Raw genomic sequence first — 18,464 nt, forward strand, 5'->3', positions numbered from 1 at the left:
ACTACTTGGTATAGTAATGAGTCCCCCCCATATACGGCGTCCATGGACACCATTCGCATCCGCGGCGCACGCACGCACAACCTCAAGAACATCGACCTCGACCTGCCGCGCGACCAGTTGATCGTGATTACCGGCCTGTCCGGCTCGGGCAAATCCTCGCTGGCGTTCGACACCATCTATGCCGAAGGCCAGCGCCGCTACGTGGAGTCGCTCTCCGCGTACGCACGACAGTTCCTGTCGATGATGGAAAAGCCCGACGTCGACCACATCGAAGGCCTGTCGCCGGCGATCTCGATCGAGCAGAAATCCACCTCGCACAACCCGCGCTCCACCGTCGGCACGATCACCGAGGTGTACGACTACCTGCGCCTGCTGTACGCCCGTGTGGGCACGCCGCGCTGCCCCGACCACGGCATCCCGCTGGAGGCGCAGACGGTAAGCCAGATGGTCGACGCCACGCTCGCGCTCGACCCCGGGCAGCGCTACATGCTGCTGGCGCCGGTGGTGCGCGAGCGCAAGGGCGAGCATGTGCAGGTGTTCGAGCAGCTGCGCGCACAGGGTTTCGTGCGCGCCCGCGTCGACGGCGCGGTGTACGACCTCGATGCGGTGCCGCCGCTGGGGCTGCGCATCAAGCACACCATCGAGGTGGTGGTGGATCGCTTCCGCCCGCGCGAGGACATCAAGCAGCGCCTGGCCGAATCGTTCGAGACCGCGCTGCGGCTCGGCGACGGGCTGGTGATCCTGGCCAACATGGATGCAACCGACGCCCCCGAGCAGTTGCTGTCCTCGCGCTATTCCTGCCCGGTCTGCGACTACTCGCTGCCGGAACTGGAGCCGCGGCTGTTCTCGTTCAACTCGCCGATCGGCGCCTGCCCGGCCTGCGACGGCCTGGGCGTGACCCAGGTGTTCGACGCCGCGCGCGTGGTCGGCCACCCGGAGCTGTCGCTGGCCAACGGCGCGGTGCGCGGCTGGGACCGGCGCAACGCACACTATTTCCAGCTGCTCATGTCGCTGGCCGCGCACTACGGCTTCGACGTCGACGCGCCGTGGCAGAAGCTTCCCGCGGACGTCCAGAAGGCCATTCTCTACGGCAGCGGCAAGGAACAGATTGCCTTCCGCTACATCACCGAGCGCGGCGGCAAGGTCACCCGCGAGCACGCGTTCGAGGGCATCGTGCCGAACCTGGAACGACGCTACAAGGAAACCGAATCCGCCGCCGTGCGCGAGGAGCTGGCCAAGTACATCAGCGACCAGCCCTGCCCCGAGTGCGCCGGCCAGCGGCTGAACCGCTCGGCGCGCAACGTGTTCGTCGCCGACCACGCGCTGCCCTCGCTGACCGCGCGCTCGATCGATGATGCGCTGGCGTTCTTCCAGGAGTTGAAGCTCAGCGGCTGGCGCGGCGAGATCGCGGTGAAGATCGTCAAGGAGATCCGCGAGCGGCTGACCTTCCTCAACGACGTGGGCCTGAACTACCTCACGCTCGATCGCCAGGCCGATTCGCTCTCCGGCGGCGAGGCGCAACGCATCCGCCTCGCCTCGCAGATCGGCGCCGGCCTGGTCGGCGTGATGTACGTGCTGGACGAACCGTCGATCGGCCTGCACCAGCGCGACAACGAGCGCCTGCTCGGCACGCTCACGCGCCTGCGCGACCTCGGCAACACGGTGATCGTGGTCGAGCACGACGAGGACGCCATCCGCACGGCCGACCACGTGCTCGACATCGGCCCCGGCGCCGGCGTGCACGGCGGCGAGATCGTGGCGCAGGGCACGGTGCAGGACATGCTCGACTCGCCGCGCTCGGTGACCGGCCAGTTCCTCTCCGGCGTGCGCGCGATCGAGGTACCGAAGGAACGCCGCCAGCCTGTCGACGACGCGTGGCTGCATCTGAACGGCGCCAGCGGCAACAACCTCAAGCAGGTCGACCTGGCGATCCCGGCCGGCCTGTTCACCTGCGTCACCGGCGTGTCGGGTTCGGGCAAGTCGACCCTGGTCAACGACACCCTGTTCCGCCTCGCCGCGATCGAGCTCAACGGCGCCAGCGCGCAGCCGGCGCCGTTCAAGTCGGTCACCGGACTGGAACTGTTCGACAAGGTGGTCGACATCGACCAGTCGCCGATCGGCCGCACGCCACGTTCCAACCCCGCCACCTACACCGGCCTATTCACCCCGCTGCGCGACATGTTTTCGCAGGTACCGGAGGCGCGCTCGCGCGGCTACACGCCAGGCCGCTTCAGCTTCAACGTGCGCGGCGGCCGCTGCGAGGCGTGCGAAGGCGACGGCATGATCAAGGTGGAGATGCACTTCCTGCCCGACGTCTACGTGCCCTGCGACGTCTGCCACGGCAAGCGCTACAACCGCGAGACGCTGGAGATCCTGTACAAGGGCCACACCATCGCCGACGTGCTCGACATGACGGTGGAGGACGCGCTGAAGCTGTTCGAGAACGTGCCAACCATCGCGCGCAAGCTCGACACCCTGCGTGCGGTCGGCCTCGACTACATCAAGCTCGGCCAGAGCGCGACCACGCTGTCCGGCGGCGAGGCGCAGCGTGTGAAGCTGTCCAAGGAGTTGAGCAAGCGCGACACCGGCAACACCCTGTACATCCTCGACGAGCCCACCACCGGATTGCACTTCCACGACATCGAGCAGCTGCTCGACGTGCTGCACCAGCTGGTCGACCAGGGCAACACCGTGGTGGTGATCGAGCACAACCTGGATGTGATCAAGACCGCCGACTGGGTGGTCGACCTCGGCCCCGAAGGCGGCGCCGGCGGCGGTCGCATCCTGGTCGCCGGCACGCCGGAGACCGTGGCGGCCACAACCGGGTCGCACACCGGCCACTTCCTCGCACCGCACCTGAAACCGGTCAAGCCGAAAAAGCCGGGTACCACCACGCGGGTCAAGGCCGCCACCAAACACATTGCCTCGGCCGACAAGTACAAGCCGATGCGCGGACGAAAGAAGAAGCCCACATGAGTACTCGCACCCCCAACCCGCCGCCAGCCGACACGGACACCGGCGCGGGCAAGCCGCTGTTCGTCGCCGCCATCGGCGTGCGCTGGCGCGATCTCGACGCGTTCAATCACGTCAACAATTCCAACTACCTCACCTACCTGGAAGAGGCGCGTCTGCAGTGGCTAAGCCACGTGCCGGGCCCGTGGTTCGACGAGCACGCCATGCCGGTGATGGCCGCCAGCCAGGTCAACTACCGCCGCCCGATCGCGTGGCCCGCGCAGTTGCAGGTGCAGCTGTTCTGCGAGCGCATGGGCAACAGCTCGATGACGATCGCGCACCGGGTGATCGACGCCGAACGGGCCGACACCCTTTACTGCGACGGCAACGTGGTGATGGTCTGGATGGACCCGGCCACCGGCAAGCCGGTGCCGCTGCCAGAGGCGATCCGCCGCGCGGTGGAGTAAACGGCCCGTGCATGCCGCCGCCCGCACCTTCTTCACGGTCAGCGCAACCGGCGCCCATCGGATCGAAACGATCGCCGGCGCGCGCCATGCCTGGCGCTTCCGGCTGCATTTTCATGCCGGCGACGAAGTCGTGCGGATGTTGGCGGGACGGGCGCGACTGCGCTTCCCCGATACCTGCAGAGACGTGGTCGCCGGCGATACCGTCGTGGTGCCGGCGGGTGTGATCCACCGCTTCGAACCGGTGGATGGCGGTGGCTGGTCCTTTGTCTCGCGCTTCGAGCAGCCCGCCGCGAACAGCGACGAGGGCCGCGAAGCGCTCGTCGCGCGAGTCGCGGCCTTGCTGGCCGAACGACCTTCGCTGCACACCGACGTGGAGATGATCGCGCGCACGTGCGCGATTTCCGCCGGCCACCTGTCGCGCACGTTCCGCCGCCAGACCGGCACCAGCCTGCACAACTTCCACGTCCTGCTGGCCTTGCACAAGGCCAAGGCCCTCTTGCGGAACCAGGTGCCGATCATCGACGCGGCGCTCGACGCAGGCTTCTGCGACCAGGCTCATCTCAACCGCGAATTCGCGCGGACATTCGGCATGACTCCCGCCGCATTCCGAGCGGCCTGGGCCACTTGCGGATCGATGTCCAGGGCCATGTACAAGGTTCCGGGCAGCGGGTTGTCGTAATACGGCGCCACCGGATGAAAACCCAGCGCGACATAGAGCTGCCGCGCCGCCGCCATCGACGCCAGCGTATCCAGCAGCATGCACGCATAGCCGGCTCGCGCGGCCCAGGCGATCGCCGCTTCGGCCAGTTGCCGCCCCAGCGCCTGCCCGCGCGCCGCCGGGCGCACGTAGAGGCGCTTGATCTCGCACACGCCAGGCTGCGGCCATGGGCGCAAGGCCACGCAACCCGGCGTGGCTCCCGCACTGTCGCGCGCGAGCAGGATCACGCCGCCTGGTGGCGCGTACTTGCCGGGCAGTTGCGCCAGTTCCGTGGCCACATTCTGAAAGGAAAGATCGACGCCGAGGCTGTCGACATATTCCGTGAACAGTTGGCGCACGCTCCCGATGTCCTCCGGCAGGCGGGCGGGCGCGATGGTGACGGTCGGGGAGGCGGGCATGCTCGGTCACTCGCGGGAAAGCTCCCGACACGATAGTGAATCCGGACCGCCGGTTCTTGAACGGTTCTGATCGCACGCGCACCCCGCCGACGCGCGCTGCACGCGTGATCGTTATGATGGCCGTTCGGTCCCCACCATGGAATGCACCATGACGACAGCCCGCCACCTCCTCGCCTTCGCCTGTCTCACCGCCCTGGCCGGCACTGCCAACGCGCAGACGGCCGACAGCACGGCACTGAGCTTGTACCGCAGCGACAACCCCTCCCTGTATGCCAGCCAGGGCGGCGACGTCGACGCGGGCTACGCGGTAGTGCGCGAACAGCGCGCGCTGACCTTGGCCGCGGGCACCCACGACGTGACCATCGGCAACTTGCCGAATGCGCTGGACGCCGAGGCGCTGGCGCTGGCCTTTCCCGACAACGATGCCACGGTGATCTCGCAGCGGCTGTTGCTGGCGCAAGGCAACGACGGCGCGTTGTCCGGTCTGGTCGGACAGGAGGTCAACGTGCTGGGCAGCAACGGCGAATCGCTGGCCAACGGCACGTTGCTGCGTGCCGGCAACGGCCTGCTGGTCCGCGGCGTCAGCGGCGTCAGCGGCACCACGCTGGTGCGCGATTACGCGGCGGTGCGCAGCAACGGCGGCAGCTTCCCGCTTGGCTCCAGCCTCAGCCTGCGCGTGGACGCCGCCCGCGCCGGCCGGGCGCGCGCCGTGCTCAGCTATCCCACCGCCGGCCTGGGTTGGCGCGCTGCGTATGTGGCGACGCTGCAGCCGGGCAATGCCTGTCGCATGCAGTTCGAATCGCGCGCCAGCATCGCCAACCGCAGCGGGCGCGACTGGCAAGACGCCCAGCTCACCCTGATCGCCGGCGAGCCGAACATGGCCAGGGATTCCGGCCCGCGCCCGATGATGGCGATGGCGCGCGGCTACAGCGCCAAGGCCGAGGCGATGCCGCAGCAGGACAGCCTGGGCGATTACCGCAGCTTCACCCTGCCCGACAAGGTGAGCCTGCCCGACGGCAGCGTCAGCCAGGTGCCGCTGTATGCCACGCGCACGATGGATTGCGAGCGCACCACCTTGCTGGAGAACGGCAATGCCTTCGAGCCGCAGCAGCCTGTCATCCAGCGCGACTTCCAGCAAGGCGTCGGCGCCATCGTCAGCACGCTGCAACTGAAGGCCTTCGACAGCCTGCCCGCCGGTTACCTGCGCGTGCTCCAACACGACCGCCACGGCGTGCCGCAGTTCATCGGTGAAGGCCGCATCAACGACACGCCCAAGGGCAGCGACGCCACGATCACCCTGGGCACGCCGTTCGACCTGCGTGCCGAACGCACGCGCACCAGCTTCCACGTCGACAAGGACGGCCGCACCCTCGACGAGGCCTTCCGCATCGAGCTCAGCAATGCCGGCGACAGCGCGCGTACCGTGACGGTGCGCGAGCATCCCTCGCGCTGGCGCGAGTGGAAGCTGGTCTCCTCCAGCAGCAAGCCCGCGCAGCAGGACGCCGACACGCTCGAGTTCCGGGTAGAAGTGCCCGCCAACGGCAAGGCCACGCTGAGCTATGCCGTGCGCTACAGCTGGACCGCCGACCAACAGCCGCAGTAACCGAACGGAGTCGATCATGCTCAACCTCATCACGCACGACCATGCCATCCGTGAAATCCAGCTCGCCCGCCCGCCGGTCAACGCGCTGAACCTGGAACTGCTGCAGGCGCTGCGCAAGGCGATCGACGACAGCGTGCGCGACGACGTGCGCGGCATCGTGCTGTCCGGCGCGCCCGGCCTGTTCTCCGCCGGCGTCGACGTGCCCGCCCTGCTGCAGCGCGACCGCGCCGGGGTTCGCGAATACTGGCGGGAATTTTTCGCCCTGTGCGGCGCGCTGGCGCGCGCGCCGATCCCGCTGGTCGCGGCGATCACCGGTCACAGCCCGGCCGGCGGCGCGGTGCTGGCGCTGTTCTGCGACTACCGGGTGATGGCCGACGGCCCGTACCGGATCGGCCTCAACGAGGTGCAGGTCGGCCTGATCGTGCCCGAGGCGATCCAGCTGGCGCTGCGTCGCGTGGTCGGCACCTACCGCGCCGAGCGCCTGCTGGTGGTAGGCGCCATGATCGAATCGGCCGACGCGCTGGCTTGCGGCTTCGTCGACGAAACCACCGCCGTCGAACAGGTCACCACCCGCGCGCTGCGCTGGCTGGACGAACTGCTGGCGCTGCCGAAGCACGCCATGCTCACCACCCGCCGCCTGGCCCGCGCCGATCTCGCCAACGCCTACGCCGACCTGGACGCGTTGCCGCTGGACGACTTCGTCGAAGCGTTCTTCCACCCGGAGACGCAGGCCACCTTGCAGGCGCTGGTGGCGCGGCTGAAGAGCAAGAGCGAGAAGTGAGTAAAGAGGAGTGAGGAGTGAGGTCGAGCATTCGCTTCCACTCTCTTTTCTCCCACCTCTCCACTCACTCCTCGCCTGTTGCCACTGGTCGCGACGGGTCGCTGACCCAGCCGCTCCACGATGGCGCGTACAGCCGCGAGCCGTGCAGGCCGGCGTGTTCCATCGCCAGCAGGTTGTGGCAGGCGGTGACCCCGGAGCCGCACATGTGCACCACGTGCGAGGGTTCGGTGGCGCCGAGCACGGCGGTGAACTCGGCACGCAACTGCACCGCCGGCTTGAAGTGGCCATTGGCATCGAGGTTGTCGGCGAACGGGCGGTTCAGCGCGCCGGGGACGTGGCCGGCGGCGCGGTCCAGCGGCTCGGTATCCCCGCGGTAGCGCGGCGCGCCGCGCGCGTCCAGTAGTTGGCCCGAGGCGCCATCGGCGACGGCCCGGTGATCGAGCAGCAGCTGGCTGGCGTCGTAGCGCAGCGAAACATCGCTGGACGGTCGCGGCGCGGGCTCGCCGCGTTCGACGGGCTTCCCCGCCGCCGTCCAGGCGGCCCAGCCGCCATCCAGCACCGCGGCGGGAATGCCCGTCAGGCGCAGCAGCCACCAAAGCCGCGCGGCCGCCAGCGCGCCGCCGGCGGCGTCATAGGCCACCACCTGCATGCCGTCGCGCCAGCCCCAGCGCGACAGCAATGCGCTGAACGCCGCCTCCAGCGGCAGCGGGTGGCGGCCCAGACCTTCGGCCTGGCGCGACAGGTCGGACAGGTCGCGATCGAGACTGGCGTAGATTGCGCCGGGCACATGGCCCTGCGCGTAATCACGCGCGCCGCCGGCGGGGTTGGAAAGCTCGAAGCGGCAATCCACGATCAGTACGTCGCGTGGCGTCAGCGCGGCCAACGCGTCGACGTCGATCAGGGTAGTTTTCAGGCTCATGTGCGGTCCATCCTCTCCAGCAGGTTGCAAAGCATCGCGGCGGTGGCGCCCCAGATGCGGTGTCCGGCGTGGACGAATTCCACCATCGGCCGCTGCTGCCCACGGAACTCCATCGTGTAGCGACGCAGGTTGGCCGGGTCGAACAGGAACGTCAGCGGCACCTCGAACACCTCGGCCACTTCATCGGGCGACGGATACAGGCGGGCCTCGGCCGCGATGCTCGCCACCACCGGCGTGACGCTGTAGCCGCTGATCGTCTCGAAGCGATCGAGGAAACCCAGCGGCTTCACCAGCGCGCGACTCAGGCCGATCTCCTCCTCGCTCTCGCGCAGCGCGGTATCCACGGCATCGGCATCCCGCGGCTCGCTGCGCCCGCCCGGAAACGCCACCTGGCCGGCATGTGCCGGCAGGCGCGCGTCGCGCACGGTAAACACCAGCCGCGGCTGCACGCCTTCGCGGATGCCGAGCAGCACGGCGGCCGGCAGGCGCGCCTGGTCGCCGAGCCATTCGTTCACCTCGGCGTGGTTCCAGGCCGGACCTTCGGGCGGTGCGGACAAGGGCCGCAGCGCCTGCACCAGGGTATCCATCATGGCCGGCGACCGGGCAGCAGCACGTCCATCACGTGGCGGCGTTCGGGATCGCTCATCGCGCGCCAGCGGCCGATTTCCTCGCCGCTGCGGCGGCAGCCGATGCAGTAGCCGTGGCTGTCCAGTCGGCACACGCCGGTACAGGGAGTCAGGGGCGGAACTGGCTGCGGCGCGGGATCGTTCGGCATGTCGGCGCATGTTAGCACCGGCCGGATTCAGCCCCTCAGCCCCGCGGCGGCTTGATCTCGATCAGTTCGATCACGAACTGCAGCGCCTCGTTGGGCCCGATGCGCGGCAGCGCGCCCTCCTCGCCGTATGCGAGCCGCGAGGGGATCACCACCTTCCAGCGATCGCCCACGCGCATGCGCGGGAGCACGTCGCGCCAACCGGGAATGACCTGGTCGACCGCGATCGTCGCTGGCGCGCCATGCGCCCAGGTGCTGTCGAACTCGGTACCGTCCACCAGCATGCCGCGGTAGTTCACCACCACCGTGCTGGTCAGGCTCGGGTGCACCGTGCCGCTACCCTGGTGCACCACCGCGTACTGGATGCCGGAAGGCAGCTGCACCACGCCCGGCTTCTTGCGGTTTTCCGCCATGAACGCCGCGCTCTTGCTCGCATTCGCCGCAGCGATGCGCTTGAACTCGGCCAGGGCGTCGCTGTGCATCTGTTGCTGCAGGCGTTGCAATTGCGCCTGCATCTCGCCAATCGGGACGCGCGGCTGGTGACGCGCGTAGGCGTCCGCGATCGCGCGCTGCAGGGTGGACAGATCCACCTCGGGCGAGCCGCCGGCGAAGCGGCTGCCGATCTGGTAGCCGATCGCATAGGACAACTTGACCTTGTCGGGTTTCGCCGTGCTGGCGGCTTGCGCGGGCGCGCCAGCCTGTGCCGCATGCGCCGGCAGCATGCCACCCGGCAACACGCCGATCAGCAGCCACGCCGCCAGATGTGTCACGCCTTTCGCCATCGAATCCATGCCCGCCGTGGTGAGGTATCGCGGCCCCGCACGCGTGCCGCTGATGCATACGCGAGTTGAGAACCCCGCCATCGGCAAAGGTTCCCGCTGCTACCATCGGCGGCCTGCACTCACAGGAACCGGCCATGGCCTATCGCAATCTGGAACTCGGCAACCGCGGTGCGGTGCGCACGATCGTAGTGAACCGCCCCGACAAGCTCAATGCGCTGGATCGGCAGACGCTCAACGAGCTGACGCTGGCCTTTGCCCAGGCCGCGCAGGACGACGCCGTGCGCGTGGTGGTGCTCGCCGGCGCCGGCGAAAAGGCGTTCGTGGCCGGCGCCGACATCAGCGAGATGAGCGGCTGCAGCAGCGTGCAGGCGCAGGCGTTCTCGCGCGCCGGGCAGCGCCTGATGAGCAGCATCGAACGGCTGGGCAAACCGGTGGTCGCGCGCGTGCAGGGTTTCGCGCTGGGCGGCGGCATGGAGCTGGCGATGGCCTGTCACCTGCGCGTGGCCAGCGAAAAGGCGAAGTTCGGCCAGCCGGAAATCAACCTCGGCCTGATCCCCGGCTTCGGCGGCACCCAGCGCCTGCTGCGCCTGGCCGGGCGCAGCGCCGCGCTGGAACTGTGCCTCACCGGCACCCCGGTCAACGCGCAACGCGCGTACGAACTGGGCATCGTCAACCGCGTGGTGGCACCCGAGGCGCTGGACGAAACCGTGGAAGCGCTGGCCGACCAGCTCGCCGCCGCCGCGCCGCTGGCCGCCGCCGGCATCCTCGATGCCGTGCTGCAAGGTGGCGAGACGTCGCTCGACCAGGGGCTGGAATTCGAGACGCAGGGTTTCGCGCTGATGTTCTCCACCGAGGACATGCGCGAGGGGACGCGCGCGTTCCTGGAGAAGCGCAAGGCCGCGTTCAAGGGGCGATGAGCCCCCCGACAAAGTTACGGGTCAGTGCCCACCGCGGTATTTCTTTTCGCCGGCGGTGATGGCGACGTCCAGCCGGTTCTCCGGTGGCGCCAGCGGACAAGTCGCGAACGAGGTGAACGCGCAGGGCGGGTTGTAGGCCTTGTTGAAATCCAGCACTACCTTGCCCGGATGGTCGAGACCGCCGGCAGGCAGCGCGGCGTAGAGGAAACGCGCGGCGCCGTAGGTTTCCTTGCCGGAGGTGCGATCGGCCAGCACGAAGAACAGCTCGCCGCCCGGTTCCTCCTGGTACGGCAACAGCTCGAAGGTGTGGCCGTCGCGCCGGAACACCGCCTTGCCGGGCACCTTGACCGTGTCGATGGTGCCGATCACCGAGCCCATCGCCAGGTCGTGCGGTGGCGTGAACGGGACCCAGTCGGCCTCGATGCGCCAGGCGTCGTCGATCGGGAAATAGTCGATGCCGAGAAAATGCCGGCGCGACTCGGCGTCCTCGTCCTTCACCCGCAATGCCTTGCGGCCATCGCGCTCGATCACGTAGAAGCTGGCCTTGCCGAAACGCACGGTGGTGGGATCGGCATCGGCGGCGGCGTGCATGTCGTCGACCAGCGCGGCTTCGGTCACGGCCTTGCCGTCGACGGTGGCGCCGCTGGCCGGGTCGAGCGCCAGGTGCAAGCCGCCATCCGGCGCCAGCGTCACCGTACCCAGGTGCGCGGGGCCGGCCTTCAGCACAATGTCGTTGTCGGCGGCGCTGCCCACGCGGTTGGCGCCCTCGTTCAACCATTCCAGCCCGATCAGGCTGAGCCATCCCGTCGGCGCGGTGAGCCGCGCCACGCGGGCGGCGCGCCATTGCTCGATCTGCTGCGTGTAGGTGGCGCTGGGTGACGGGACATCGGCGGCAGACACGGTGGCAACTCCGGAAAGCATGGCAAGGACGAAGGCGGCGGTACGCAACATGGGGACGATCCCGCATCGGTGAAAGCATCGAGTATGCGCAGCAGCGCGCGCCGTCGGCAAGCCGCCGTCCGAAACGGCCCCGAGCCCCGGCGTGACGCGCCGCGCCCTTGCTCCCGCGAATCCCCAACCCCGGCTCTCACCGCCCCCGCATGAACAACTTGTCCAACTCGCCCAACGACAACTGCGCCCACGTTGGCCGCCCGTGATTGCACTGGCCGGAGCGCTCGGTCTCTTCCATCTCGCGCAGCAGCGCGTTCATTTCCGGCAGGGTCAGGCGGCGCCCCGCGCGCACCGAGCCGTGGCAGGCCATGGTGGAAAGCAGTTCGTTCTCCAGCTCCTGCAGGCGGCGCGAGCTGCCGTGCTGGGCCAGTTCGGCCAGCACGTCGCGGGCCAGTTGCGCCACGTCGGCCCCGTCGAGCAGCGCGGGGATGCGCCGCACCACGACGCCCGACGGGCCGCTGCGCGAAAGCTCCAGGCCCCACTCGGCCAGCGCGTCGGCATGTTCCTCGGCGGCGGCGGCCTCCCTTGCGCTCACCGCGATGCCGAGCGGCACCAGCAGCAACTGCGAACGCAGGTTGCTGCACACGCGACCGGCCTTGAGCTTCTCGTAGGTGATCCGCTCGTGCGCCGCATGCATGTCCACCAGCACCAGCCCGGCAGCGTTCTCGGCGAGGATGTAGATGTTCTTCAGCTGGGCAATCGCGAAACCCAGCGGCGGCGCCTCGCCGGGTTCGGGCTCGGGCATCGGCACCGCGTTGGCGGCGGTGCCAAGCAGCGCGGCGTAATCGGCCAGCGGCTCGTCGCGCACGCCCAGCGACAGCCGGCTCTGGCTCGCGCTGGCCGGCCATGCCGCCGGCATCGGCATCGGTGCGGCCGCGGCCATGCGCAGGCCGCCCTCGGCCTCGTGCGCGGGCGACCCCACCTGCCCCGCGCGCGTCTGCGCCAATGCCTCGTGCAGGGTGCGGAACAGGAAATCGTGCACCAGCCGCTGCTCGCGGAAACGCACCTCGTGCTTGGCCGGGTGCACGTTCACGTCGACCCCGGCCGGGTCGAGTTCGAGGTACAGCACGAAGGCGGCGTGGCGACCGTGGAACAGCACGTCGGCATACGCCTGGCGCACGGCGTGGGCGACGATGCGATCACGCACCAGGCGCCCGTTGACGTAGAAATACTGCGCATCGGCCTGCGCCCGCGACGCGGTGGGCAAGCCGACCCAGCCGGACAACTGCAAGCCGGCGGCGGCGTGCTCGACGCGCAGGCTGCGTTGCGGGAATTCCGCGCCGAGCACTTCGGCCACGCGCTGCAGTGCGGCCTGTTCGTCGCGCGCCGCTTTCCACACGCGCACCGGCTTGCCGTTGTGGCTGAGTCGAAACTCCACCGAACTGCGCGCCAGCGACAGCGACTTCAGCAGATCGTCGATGTGCGCGAATTCGGTGCGCTCGGCGCGCATGAATTTCTTGCGCGCCGGCACGTTGTAGAACAGGTCGCGCACCTCCACGCTGGTGCCCGGTGGGTGCTGCGCCGGGCGTGCGGCCTGCAACCGGCCGCCATCGACCTCGATACGGAAGGCGGCCTCCTGGCCGGCGGTGCGCGAGACCAGCGCGAAGCGCGACACCGACGACACCGAGGCCAGCGCCTCGCCGCGAAAACCCATGCTGGCGACGTGTTCGAGATCGTCGAAGCTGCCGATCTTGCTGGTGGCATGCGAGGCCACCGCCAGCGGCAGGTCGTCCAGCGCGATGCCGCCGCCGTCGTCGCGCACACGGATCAACCGCGCGCCGCCAGCCTCGATGTCCACCTCGATGCGCATGGCGCCGGCGTCGAGGCTGTTCTCGACCAGTTCCTTGACCACCGAGGACGGCCGCTCGATGACCTCGCCGGCGGCGATCTGATTGATGAGTTCGGGAGGAAGCGCGCGGATGTTGGCCATCCGCGGACTTTAGCAGCCTGCCGTCGGAAGACGGATCAGCCAGACGGGATCGTCAGCACCGCGCCGGCCTGCACGATGTTGCTGCGGATCTGGTTGGCGGTCTTGAGCGCGCCCACGCTGATTCCGTATTGCTGCGCGATGCCGCTGAGGCTTTCGCCGCGTGCGACCTTGTGCGTATCCGCGGCGCCACCCGTCGCCTTGACGGCGCTGCCGGCGGACGTGTCGACGGTTGCCACGCGCACACCGCGGCGCCTGGCCGCCTGCGCGGCGAACCAGGTGCCCGGCGGCGGCGTCGATTCGAAATAATTCCTCACGCCGGACATCACCGCGTTGGCCAGCAGCTTCTGGTGCGACGGGTCGCGCAGCTTGCGCTCTTCGGCCGGGTTGCTGATGAAGGCCGTCTCCACCAGAATCGAAGGCACGTCGGGCGAACGCAGCACCACGAAGTTGGCGCGCTCGACATGGCCACGATGGGTCGGGCCTAGCTTGGCCAGCGCGCGCAACACATTGCCGGCCACCTCGTCGCTGGCCTGGATCGCCCAGCCCTGCTGCAGGTCCAGCAACACCTTGGCGAGGCCGTCGTCCTTGTCGTCCAGGCTGATGCCGCCGATCAGGTCGGCGCGGTTCTGCCCGTCGGCGAGCCAGCGCGCAGCCATGCTGGTCTTGCCGCGCGGCGACAGCACCCACACCGACGAGCCGCGGGCGTCGTCGCTGGTGAAGGAGTCGGCATGGATCGACACGAACAGGTCGGCGTTGTGCTCGCGGGCGATTTCGTAGCGGCGCTTGAGCGGGATGAAGGTATCACCATCGCGAGTCAGCACCGCCTTCATGCCGGGCTGCCGGTTGATCTCGGCAGCGAGGTCGCGCGCCACCGCCAGGGTGACGTTCTTCTCCAGCGTGCCGGCCGGACCGTGGGCGCCCTGGTCCTTGCCGCCATGGCCGGCGTCGATCGCCACCACCACGGCGCGCTGTCCGTTGAGCATCGCCGCAGCCTGCTCGGCGGCGACCCGGCGGCTGCGCGTGGGGTTGCTGTAGTTGACGGTCGGGACCGGCGCGCTGGCAGCGGGCGCCTCGGCGACCGGCGCCTTGGCGCTCGGCGCGCTGCCCGGGTACAGATCCAGCACCAGCCGGTAATTTTCGTCGGCGGTGGGCTTGAGCACGAAACTCTTGAGCGTGCTGGCGGGATCGACCGTGGCGATCAGTTGCAGGTCGTCGCCGCGACGCGCATGGCTGATGCCACGAAACAAGCCTTGTGCCGCCGGCGCGGAGAAGCCGCCCGCAGCCTGACTGTCGCGCAGGTCCACCACGATCCGGCCGTCCTTTTGCGCGATCGTGTAGTGCAGCGGACCGTCCGCATCGAGCACCACGCGGGTGTACTGCGGACCTGCCCAGACGCGGGCGTCCTTGACCTGGGCGGCTTGCGCCGCGCACGGCAAAAACGCCGCCAGCATCACCGCGACGCCCCAACCGGCCAGCTTGTTCAGATAACCCCGCATGGGCCGCATTGAAACGCAGTCGCCATCTGAATGCAAGCGGGTTTTCCTTTTAATATCCGCCACCTGCAGTGCATTCATCAGGGGATATCAAGTTATCGGCCGCAAGTGCCACATTTCGAACAGCTCCCTGCCCGATTCGGCGACCGGGGAAAACCCAAGCAGAAATAGTCACTTGGAGTGTCAGGACAGGCGCGAGAGCAACTCGTCGCCACGCACGGTATCGGCACGCAGGACGGCCTGGCGACCGGGCCCGGCGTAATCGAGATGAACGTGGAGATCCGCCGCCGGCAAGGCGCCGGCACCGCGTTCGGGCCACTCCACCAGCACCAGCGCAGCCGGGTCGGCCAGCGTGTCCAGGCCCAGCCACTCCAGCTCGGCGGGGTCGGCGATGCGGTACAGGTCGAGATGCCAGGCCGGTCGCTGCGCGGTCGCATAGCCCTCGACCAGGCTGTAGGTCGGGCTCTTGACCCGCTCGCCCACACCCAACGCCAGCAGCAGGGCCCGGGCGAAACTGGTCTTGCCGGCGCCGAGCGGGCCATGCAGGTAGACCACCAGGCCGTGATCCAGCAGGCCGGCCACGCGTTGCGCCAGTGCGGCGGTCGCGGCCTCGTCCGGCAAGCTGCGGGAAAGCTCGTTGGACATGGTCCCGTTCATTCGTCGGTTTCACAGGGAACGGCATTGCCGAGCCGCCGCAGCGGCAGCAGCAGGTCACTGGCCAGCAAGCCGCGCTCGCCCTCGCATGCGGCGAGGTCGCCGGCCCGCGCATGCAGGCCGACGCCGAGGCGTGCCGCCTGCCAGGCGTCGCAGCCTTGCGCGAGCATGGCCGCGACGATGCCGGTGAGCAGATCGCCCATGCCGCCGGACGCCATGCCGGGGTTGCCCCACGGACAGACGTCCAGACGTCCATTCGGATCGGCCACCAGGCTGCCGGCGCCCTTCAGCACCACGACGGCATCGAAGCGCGCGGCCAGCTCGCGCGCGGCCGCGAAACGGTCACGCTCGACCGCCTCCACGGAACGGCCGAGCAATCGCGCCGCCTCGCCCGGATGCGGTGTCAGCACGGTCGGCGCGGTGAATCGCCGAGGCTCCTTCGCCAGCAGATTGAGGCCGTCGGCGTCGAGCACCAGCGGCTTGCGGGCATCCAGCGCGGTCAGCCACAGCGCATGCGACCACGCGGACTGGCCGAGCCCGGGGCCGAGCGCCAGCGTACCGGCACGCTCCAGCAGCGGCTGCAGCGCCTGCGGGCCGTCCACGCCCTGGGCCATCAATTCCGGTCGCGCCGCGTTGAGCGCGCCCACGTGTTCGGCATGCGTGGCGACGCTGACCAGGCCGGCACCGGCGCGCAGTGCCGCCGCGCCGGCCAGGTGCACGGCGCCGGCCATGCCCTGCCCGCCACCGATCACCAGCACATGGCCATAATTGCCCTTGTTGGCATAACGACGGCGCGGCGGCAGGCTCGCGGCAACAAGCAGATGCGCGTCCGGCGCCACCTGCGCAAACGCACTGGCCGGCACGCCCAGCGTCGCCAGCTCCAGCACGCCCGTGCAGTCGGCCGCGCGACCGGTGTGCAGGCCGCGCTTGTCGGCGATGAAGGTGACCGTGAGATCCGCGCGGATCGCGGCACCGGGGCACTGCCCGCTGTCGGCGTCCAGCCCGGACGGCACGTCGAGCGCCAGGACGGGGATGCCGCTGCCGTTGATGCGTTCGATCAGCGCCGCGGCAGCCGGCTCGGGCGCGCGGTTCAAGCCGATGCCGTACAGCGCATCCACCTGCAGGTCGGGCTCCGGCAATTCGTGCAGTGCGTCGACGGCATGCACTGCACCGCCGGCGTCCACCCACGCGGCACGCGCCGATGCGGCATCGCCGCGCGACGTGTCGGCCAGCGCCACCATGTCGACCTGCAGGCCCGCTTCGCGCGCCAGCACGCCAAGCAGGAAGCCATCGCCGCCGTTGTTGCCCGGGCCGCAATGCACGCGAAGCCTGCGCGCCTGCGGCCAGCGCCGGTGCAGGCTGCGCAGGGCGTCGCTGGCGGCACGGCGCATCAACTCGCTGCCGGAGATGCCCAGTGCATCCAGCGCGGCGCGATCGATCCGCCGCATGTCGTCGACGGTGTACAGGTCGCGGGGCGAAGGTTCGGACATGCGGCGAATTATAGGGGTGCGACTAGACTATGCGGATGTCCGTGCCGTCCGCTTCCGCCTCACCCGATTACGCCGCGCTCGCCCGCGACATCAAGCGCTGGGCGCGCGAACTGGGGTTTGCCGAGACCGGCATCAGCGGTGTCGACCTCGCCGAGGATGAGCGGCATCTGCAGCACTGGCTCGATGCCGGCCGGCACGGCGAGATGGAGTACATGGCCAGACACGGCAGCAAGCGCACCCGTCCGGCTGAACTGGAACCGGGCACGCAACGCGTCATCTCGGTGCGCATGGATTACGCCCCACCCGGCACCGCCAACGCCTGGGACGTGCTCGGCGACGGCGAAGCCGGCTACGTCTCGCGTTACGCGCTGGGCCGCGACTATCACAAGCTGATGCGCAACCGCCTGCAGAAACTGGCCGAGCGCATCCGCGCCGCGGTGGGCGAGTTCGGCCATCGCGCCTATGTCGATTCCGCGCCGGTGATGGAAAAAGCGCTGGCGCGCAACTCGGGGCTGGGCTGGATCGGCAAGCATACCGTGCTGATCAACCGTCATGCCGGCTCGTACTTCTTCCTCGGCGAGCTGTACACCGACCTGCCGCTACCGGTGGATGCTCCGGCCAGCGCGCACTGCGGCACCTGCACGCGCTGCATCGAGGTGTGCCCGACCCAGGCAATCACCGGGCCGTACCAGCTCGACGCCAAACGCTGCATTTCGTATCTCACGATCGAGCTCAAGGGCAGCATTCCCGAAGATCTGCGCGCGCCGATGGGCAACCGCATCTTCGGTTGCGACGACTGCCAGCTGGTATGCCCCTGGAACAAGTTCGCGCAGGTCGCCACCGAGGCGGATTTCGCGCCGCGGCACAGCCTGGACGGCGCGAAGCTGGTCGAGCTGTTCGGCTGGAGCGAGGAGGAGTTTCTCAAACGTACCGAAGGCATGGCGATCCGCCGCACCGGCTACGAAGGCTGGCTGCGCAATATCGCCGTGGCGCTGGGCAACGCGCCTCCCGGTGACTCGGTCGACGCCGCCCTCGCCAGCCGCGCCGACGATGCCTCGCCGCTGGTGCGCGAACACGTCGCCTGGGCGCTGGCGCAGCAAGCGGCCAAACGGCGCGCCGGCTGAATCCCGCGGTCAAGCCGGCGACGGCGCCGCCGGCAAGCCCGGGCCCGACCGTCAGGCAGCGGCCATCTGCTTGGGGATCGAGCGGTTGGTGTGGCTGATGTGGTTCCCTTCACCGGCGGCGATGTACACGCAGGTGGGCTGGAATTTCTCCAGCTCCGCCTCGTTCAGCTGGGCGAAGGCGGCAATGATGACGATGTCGCCGGGCTTGGCCCGATGCGCGGCACTGCCGTTCACCGAGATGATCCCCGAGCCTTCCTCGGCGCGCAGCGCGTAGGTGACGAAGCGCTTGCCGTTGTTGACGTTCCACGCGTGGATCTGCTCGTACTCGCGGATGCCCGACGCATCCAGCAGCAAGCCGTCGATCGCGATCGAGCCTTCGTAGTGCAGCTCGGCGTGCGTCACCGTGGCGCGGTGGATCTTGGCCTTGAGCATGTTCAGGTGCATGACGTTGTTCCCGCGGTGCTCCGCAAAGTCGGCGATTATCGAACCGATGGCGCTGCGCTGCAACATCAA

The 18,464-nt window shown here is 69.1% G+C and carries 17 protein-coding genes and 1 pseudogene; 7 read left to right on the forward strand and 11 right to left on the reverse strand.

The window, feature by feature from the left end:
- Positions 1–42 precede the first annotated feature (42 nt).
- The 3 genes and pseudogenes from uvrA to ACFCQI_RS01075 form a co-directional block, all read left to right on the forward strand.
- Positions 43–2,976, forward strand: coding sequence for an excinuclease ABC subunit UvrA (gene uvrA, locus ACFCQI_RS01065; RefSeq protein ID WP_395119541.1), 2,934 nt, complete (start codon positions 43–45; stop codon positions 2,974–2,976).
- Positions 2,973–3,419, forward strand: coding sequence for an acyl-CoA thioesterase (locus tag ACFCQI_RS01070; RefSeq protein ID WP_395119542.1), 447 nt, complete (start codon positions 2,973–2,975; stop codon positions 3,417–3,419). The genes uvrA and ACFCQI_RS01070 overlap by 4 nt, the downstream gene beginning before the upstream one ends.
- A gap of 7 nt (positions 3,420–3,426) precedes the next feature.
- A pseudogene (locus ACFCQI_RS01075) lies at positions 3,427–3,984 on the forward strand (helix-turn-helix domain-containing protein); the annotation flags it as partial.
- On the opposite strand, the gene ACFCQI_RS01080 reads toward ACFCQI_RS01075, so the two are convergent.
- Positions 3,975–4,535, reverse strand: coding sequence for a GNAT family N-acetyltransferase (locus ACFCQI_RS01080; protein WP_395119543.1), 561 nt, complete (start codon positions 4,533–4,535; stop codon positions 3,975–3,977). The pseudogene ACFCQI_RS01075 and the gene ACFCQI_RS01080 sit on opposite strands and share 10 nt — an antisense overlap.
- A 148-nt stretch (positions 4,536–4,683) precedes the next feature.
- Here ACFCQI_RS01080 and ACFCQI_RS01085 point away from each other — a divergent pair, with 148 nt between their 5' ends.
- Positions 4,684–6,138: a DUF4139 domain-containing protein gene (locus ACFCQI_RS01085; protein WP_395119544.1), complete on the forward strand. Its 1,455-nt coding sequence runs from the start codon at positions 4,684–4,686 to the stop codon at positions 6,136–6,138.
- A 16-nt stretch (positions 6,139–6,154) separates the two neighbouring features.
- A complete protein-coding gene (locus ACFCQI_RS01090; RefSeq protein WP_395119545.1) occupies positions 6,155–6,919 on the forward strand; it encodes an enoyl-CoA hydratase/isomerase family protein in 765 nt (254 codons plus the stop codon).
- Positions 6,920–6,983: 64 nt separating this feature from the next.
- On the opposite strand, the gene ACFCQI_RS01095 is transcribed toward ACFCQI_RS01090, so the two are convergent.
- The 4 genes from ACFCQI_RS01095 to ACFCQI_RS01110 are packed head-to-tail and all read right to left on the reverse strand — an operon-like array spanning position 6,984 to position 9,392.
- A complete protein-coding gene (locus tag ACFCQI_RS01095; RefSeq protein WP_395119546.1) occupies positions 6,984–7,838 on the reverse strand; it encodes a sulfurtransferase in 855 nt (284 codons plus the stop codon).
- Complete coding sequence (locus tag ACFCQI_RS01100; RefSeq protein WP_395119547.1) at positions 7,835–8,428, reverse strand: NUDIX hydrolase; 594 nt, start codon at positions 8,426–8,428, stop codon at positions 7,835–7,837. Before ACFCQI_RS01100 ends, ACFCQI_RS01095 begins: the two co-directional genes overlap by 4 nt.
- Positions 8,425–8,613, reverse strand: a complete 189-nt coding sequence (locus ACFCQI_RS01105; protein ID WP_395119548.1) for a DUF1289 domain-containing protein — start codon at positions 8,611–8,613, stop codon at positions 8,425–8,427. Before ACFCQI_RS01105 ends, ACFCQI_RS01100 begins: the two co-directional genes overlap by 4 nt.
- 35 nt (positions 8,614–8,648) lie before the next feature.
- Positions 8,649–9,392, reverse strand: coding sequence for an FKBP-type peptidyl-prolyl cis-trans isomerase (locus tag ACFCQI_RS01110; RefSeq protein ID WP_395121211.1), 744 nt, complete (start codon positions 9,390–9,392; stop codon positions 8,649–8,651).
- Between the two features lie 134 nt (positions 9,393–9,526).
- Between ACFCQI_RS01110 and ACFCQI_RS01115 the strand changes: the two genes are divergently transcribed.
- Complete coding sequence (locus tag ACFCQI_RS01115; RefSeq protein ID WP_395119549.1) at positions 9,527–10,309, forward strand: enoyl-CoA hydratase/isomerase family protein; 783 nt, start codon at positions 9,527–9,529, stop codon at positions 10,307–10,309.
- 21 nt (positions 10,310–10,330) lie between these two features.
- Here the strand turns inward: ACFCQI_RS01115 and ACFCQI_RS01120 are convergent, their stop codons facing one another.
- From ACFCQI_RS01120 to ACFCQI_RS01140, 5 genes are all read right to left on the reverse strand, one after another.
- The gene (locus ACFCQI_RS01120) at positions 10,331–11,260 is read right to left on the reverse strand and encodes a DUF1684 domain-containing protein (protein WP_395119550.1); all 930 of its coding nucleotides are present in this window, start codon (positions 11,258–11,260) and stop codon (positions 10,331–10,333) included.
- Positions 11,261–11,396: 136 nt separating this feature from the next.
- Positions 11,397–13,190: a DNA mismatch repair endonuclease MutL gene (mutL, locus tag ACFCQI_RS01125; RefSeq protein ID WP_395119551.1), complete on the reverse strand. Its 1,794-nt coding sequence runs from the start codon at positions 13,188–13,190 to the stop codon at positions 11,397–11,399.
- A gap of 35 nt (positions 13,191–13,225) precedes the next feature.
- On the reverse strand, positions 13,226–14,686 hold the full coding sequence (locus tag ACFCQI_RS01130; RefSeq protein ID WP_395119552.1) for an N-acetylmuramoyl-L-alanine amidase: 1,461 nt from the start codon (positions 14,684–14,686) through the stop codon (positions 13,226–13,228).
- 180 nt (positions 14,687–14,866) lie between these two features.
- Positions 14,867–15,328: a tRNA (adenosine(37)-N6)-threonylcarbamoyltransferase complex ATPase subunit type 1 TsaE gene (gene tsaE / locus ACFCQI_RS01135; protein ID WP_395119553.1), complete on the reverse strand. Its 462-nt coding sequence runs from the start codon at positions 15,326–15,328 to the stop codon at positions 14,867–14,869.
- A gap of 8 nt (positions 15,329–15,336) precedes the next feature.
- Positions 15,337–16,827, reverse strand: a complete 1,491-nt coding sequence (locus tag ACFCQI_RS01140) for an NAD(P)H-hydrate dehydratase (RefSeq protein WP_395119554.1) — start codon at positions 16,825–16,827, stop codon at positions 15,337–15,339.
- A gap of 41 nt (positions 16,828–16,868) precedes the next feature.
- On the opposite strand from ACFCQI_RS01140, the gene queG reads away from it, so the two are divergent.
- The gene (queG, locus tag ACFCQI_RS01145; protein ID WP_395119555.1) at positions 16,869–17,951 is read left to right on the forward strand and encodes a tRNA epoxyqueuosine(34) reductase QueG; all 1,083 of its coding nucleotides are present in this window, start codon (positions 16,869–16,871) and stop codon (positions 17,949–17,951) included.
- Between the two features lie 51 nt (positions 17,952–18,002).
- On the opposite strand, the gene panD is transcribed toward queG, so the two are convergent.
- Complete coding sequence (gene panD, locus ACFCQI_RS01150) at positions 18,003–18,395, reverse strand: aspartate 1-decarboxylase (RefSeq protein ID WP_136258177.1); 393 nt, start codon at positions 18,393–18,395, stop codon at positions 18,003–18,005.
- Positions 18,396–18,464: the final 69 nt, after the last annotated feature.

It is taken from the genome of Rhodanobacter sp. FW102-FHT14D06 (genome assembly GCF_043950705.1).
In the GTDB taxonomy this organism is placed as follows: domain Bacteria; phylum Pseudomonadota; class Gammaproteobacteria; order Xanthomonadales; family Rhodanobacteraceae; genus Rhodanobacter.

Bases quoted from the DNA above. Each gene is read 5' to 3' on its own strand.
- tsaE (WP_395119553.1), bottom strand. From the start codon at position 15,328: ATGTCCAACGAGCTTTCCCGCAGCTTGCCGGACGAGGCCGCGACCGCC.
- ACFCQI_RS01110 (WP_395121211.1), bottom strand. From the start codon at position 9,392: ATGGCGAAAGGCGTGACACATCTGGCGGCGTGGCTGCTGATCGGCGTG.
- ACFCQI_RS01085 (WP_395119544.1), top strand. From the start codon at position 4,684: ATGACGACAGCCCGCCACCTCCTCGCCTTCGCCTGTCTCACCGCCCTG.
- ACFCQI_RS01100 (WP_395119547.1), bottom strand. From the start codon at position 8,428: ATGATGGATACCCTGGTGCAGGCGCTGCGGCCCTTGTCCGCACCGCCC.
- ACFCQI_RS01080 (WP_395119543.1), bottom strand. From the start codon at position 4,535: ATGCCCGCCTCCCCGACCGTCACCATCGCGCCCGCCCGCCTGCCGGAG.
- ACFCQI_RS01140 (WP_395119554.1), bottom strand. From the start codon at position 16,827: ATGTCCGAACCTTCGCCCCGCGACCTGTACACCGTCGACGACATGCGG.
- uvrA (WP_395119541.1), top strand. From the start codon at position 43: ATGGACACCATTCGCATCCGCGGCGCACGCACGCACAACCTCAAGAAC.
- ACFCQI_RS01115 (WP_395119549.1), top strand. From the start codon at position 9,527: ATGGCCTATCGCAATCTGGAACTCGGCAACCGCGGTGCGGTGCGCACG.
- panD (WP_136258177.1), bottom strand. From the start codon at position 18,395: ATGCACCTGAACATGCTCAAGGCCAAGATCCACCGCGCCACGGTGACG.
- mutL (WP_395119551.1), bottom strand. From the start codon at position 13,190: ATGGCCAACATCCGCGCGCTTCCTCCCGAACTCATCAATCAGATCGCC.
- ACFCQI_RS01070 (WP_395119542.1), top strand. From the start codon at position 2,973: ATGAGTACTCGCACCCCCAACCCGCCGCCAGCCGACACGGACACCGGC.
- ACFCQI_RS01095 (WP_395119546.1), bottom strand. From the start codon at position 7,838: ATGAGCCTGAAAACTACCCTGATCGACGTCGACGCGTTGGCCGCGCTG.
- ACFCQI_RS01105 (WP_395119548.1), bottom strand. From the start codon at position 8,613: ATGCCGAACGATCCCGCGCCGCAGCCAGTTCCGCCCCTGACTCCCTGT.
- ACFCQI_RS01090 (WP_395119545.1), top strand. From the start codon at position 6,155: ATGCTCAACCTCATCACGCACGACCATGCCATCCGTGAAATCCAGCTC.
- ACFCQI_RS01120 (WP_395119550.1), bottom strand. From the start codon at position 11,260: ATGTTGCGTACCGCCGCCTTCGTCCTTGCCATGCTTTCCGGAGTTGCC.
- ACFCQI_RS01130 (WP_395119552.1), bottom strand. From the start codon at position 14,686: ATGCGGGGTTATCTGAACAAGCTGGCCGGTTGGGGCGTCGCGGTGATG.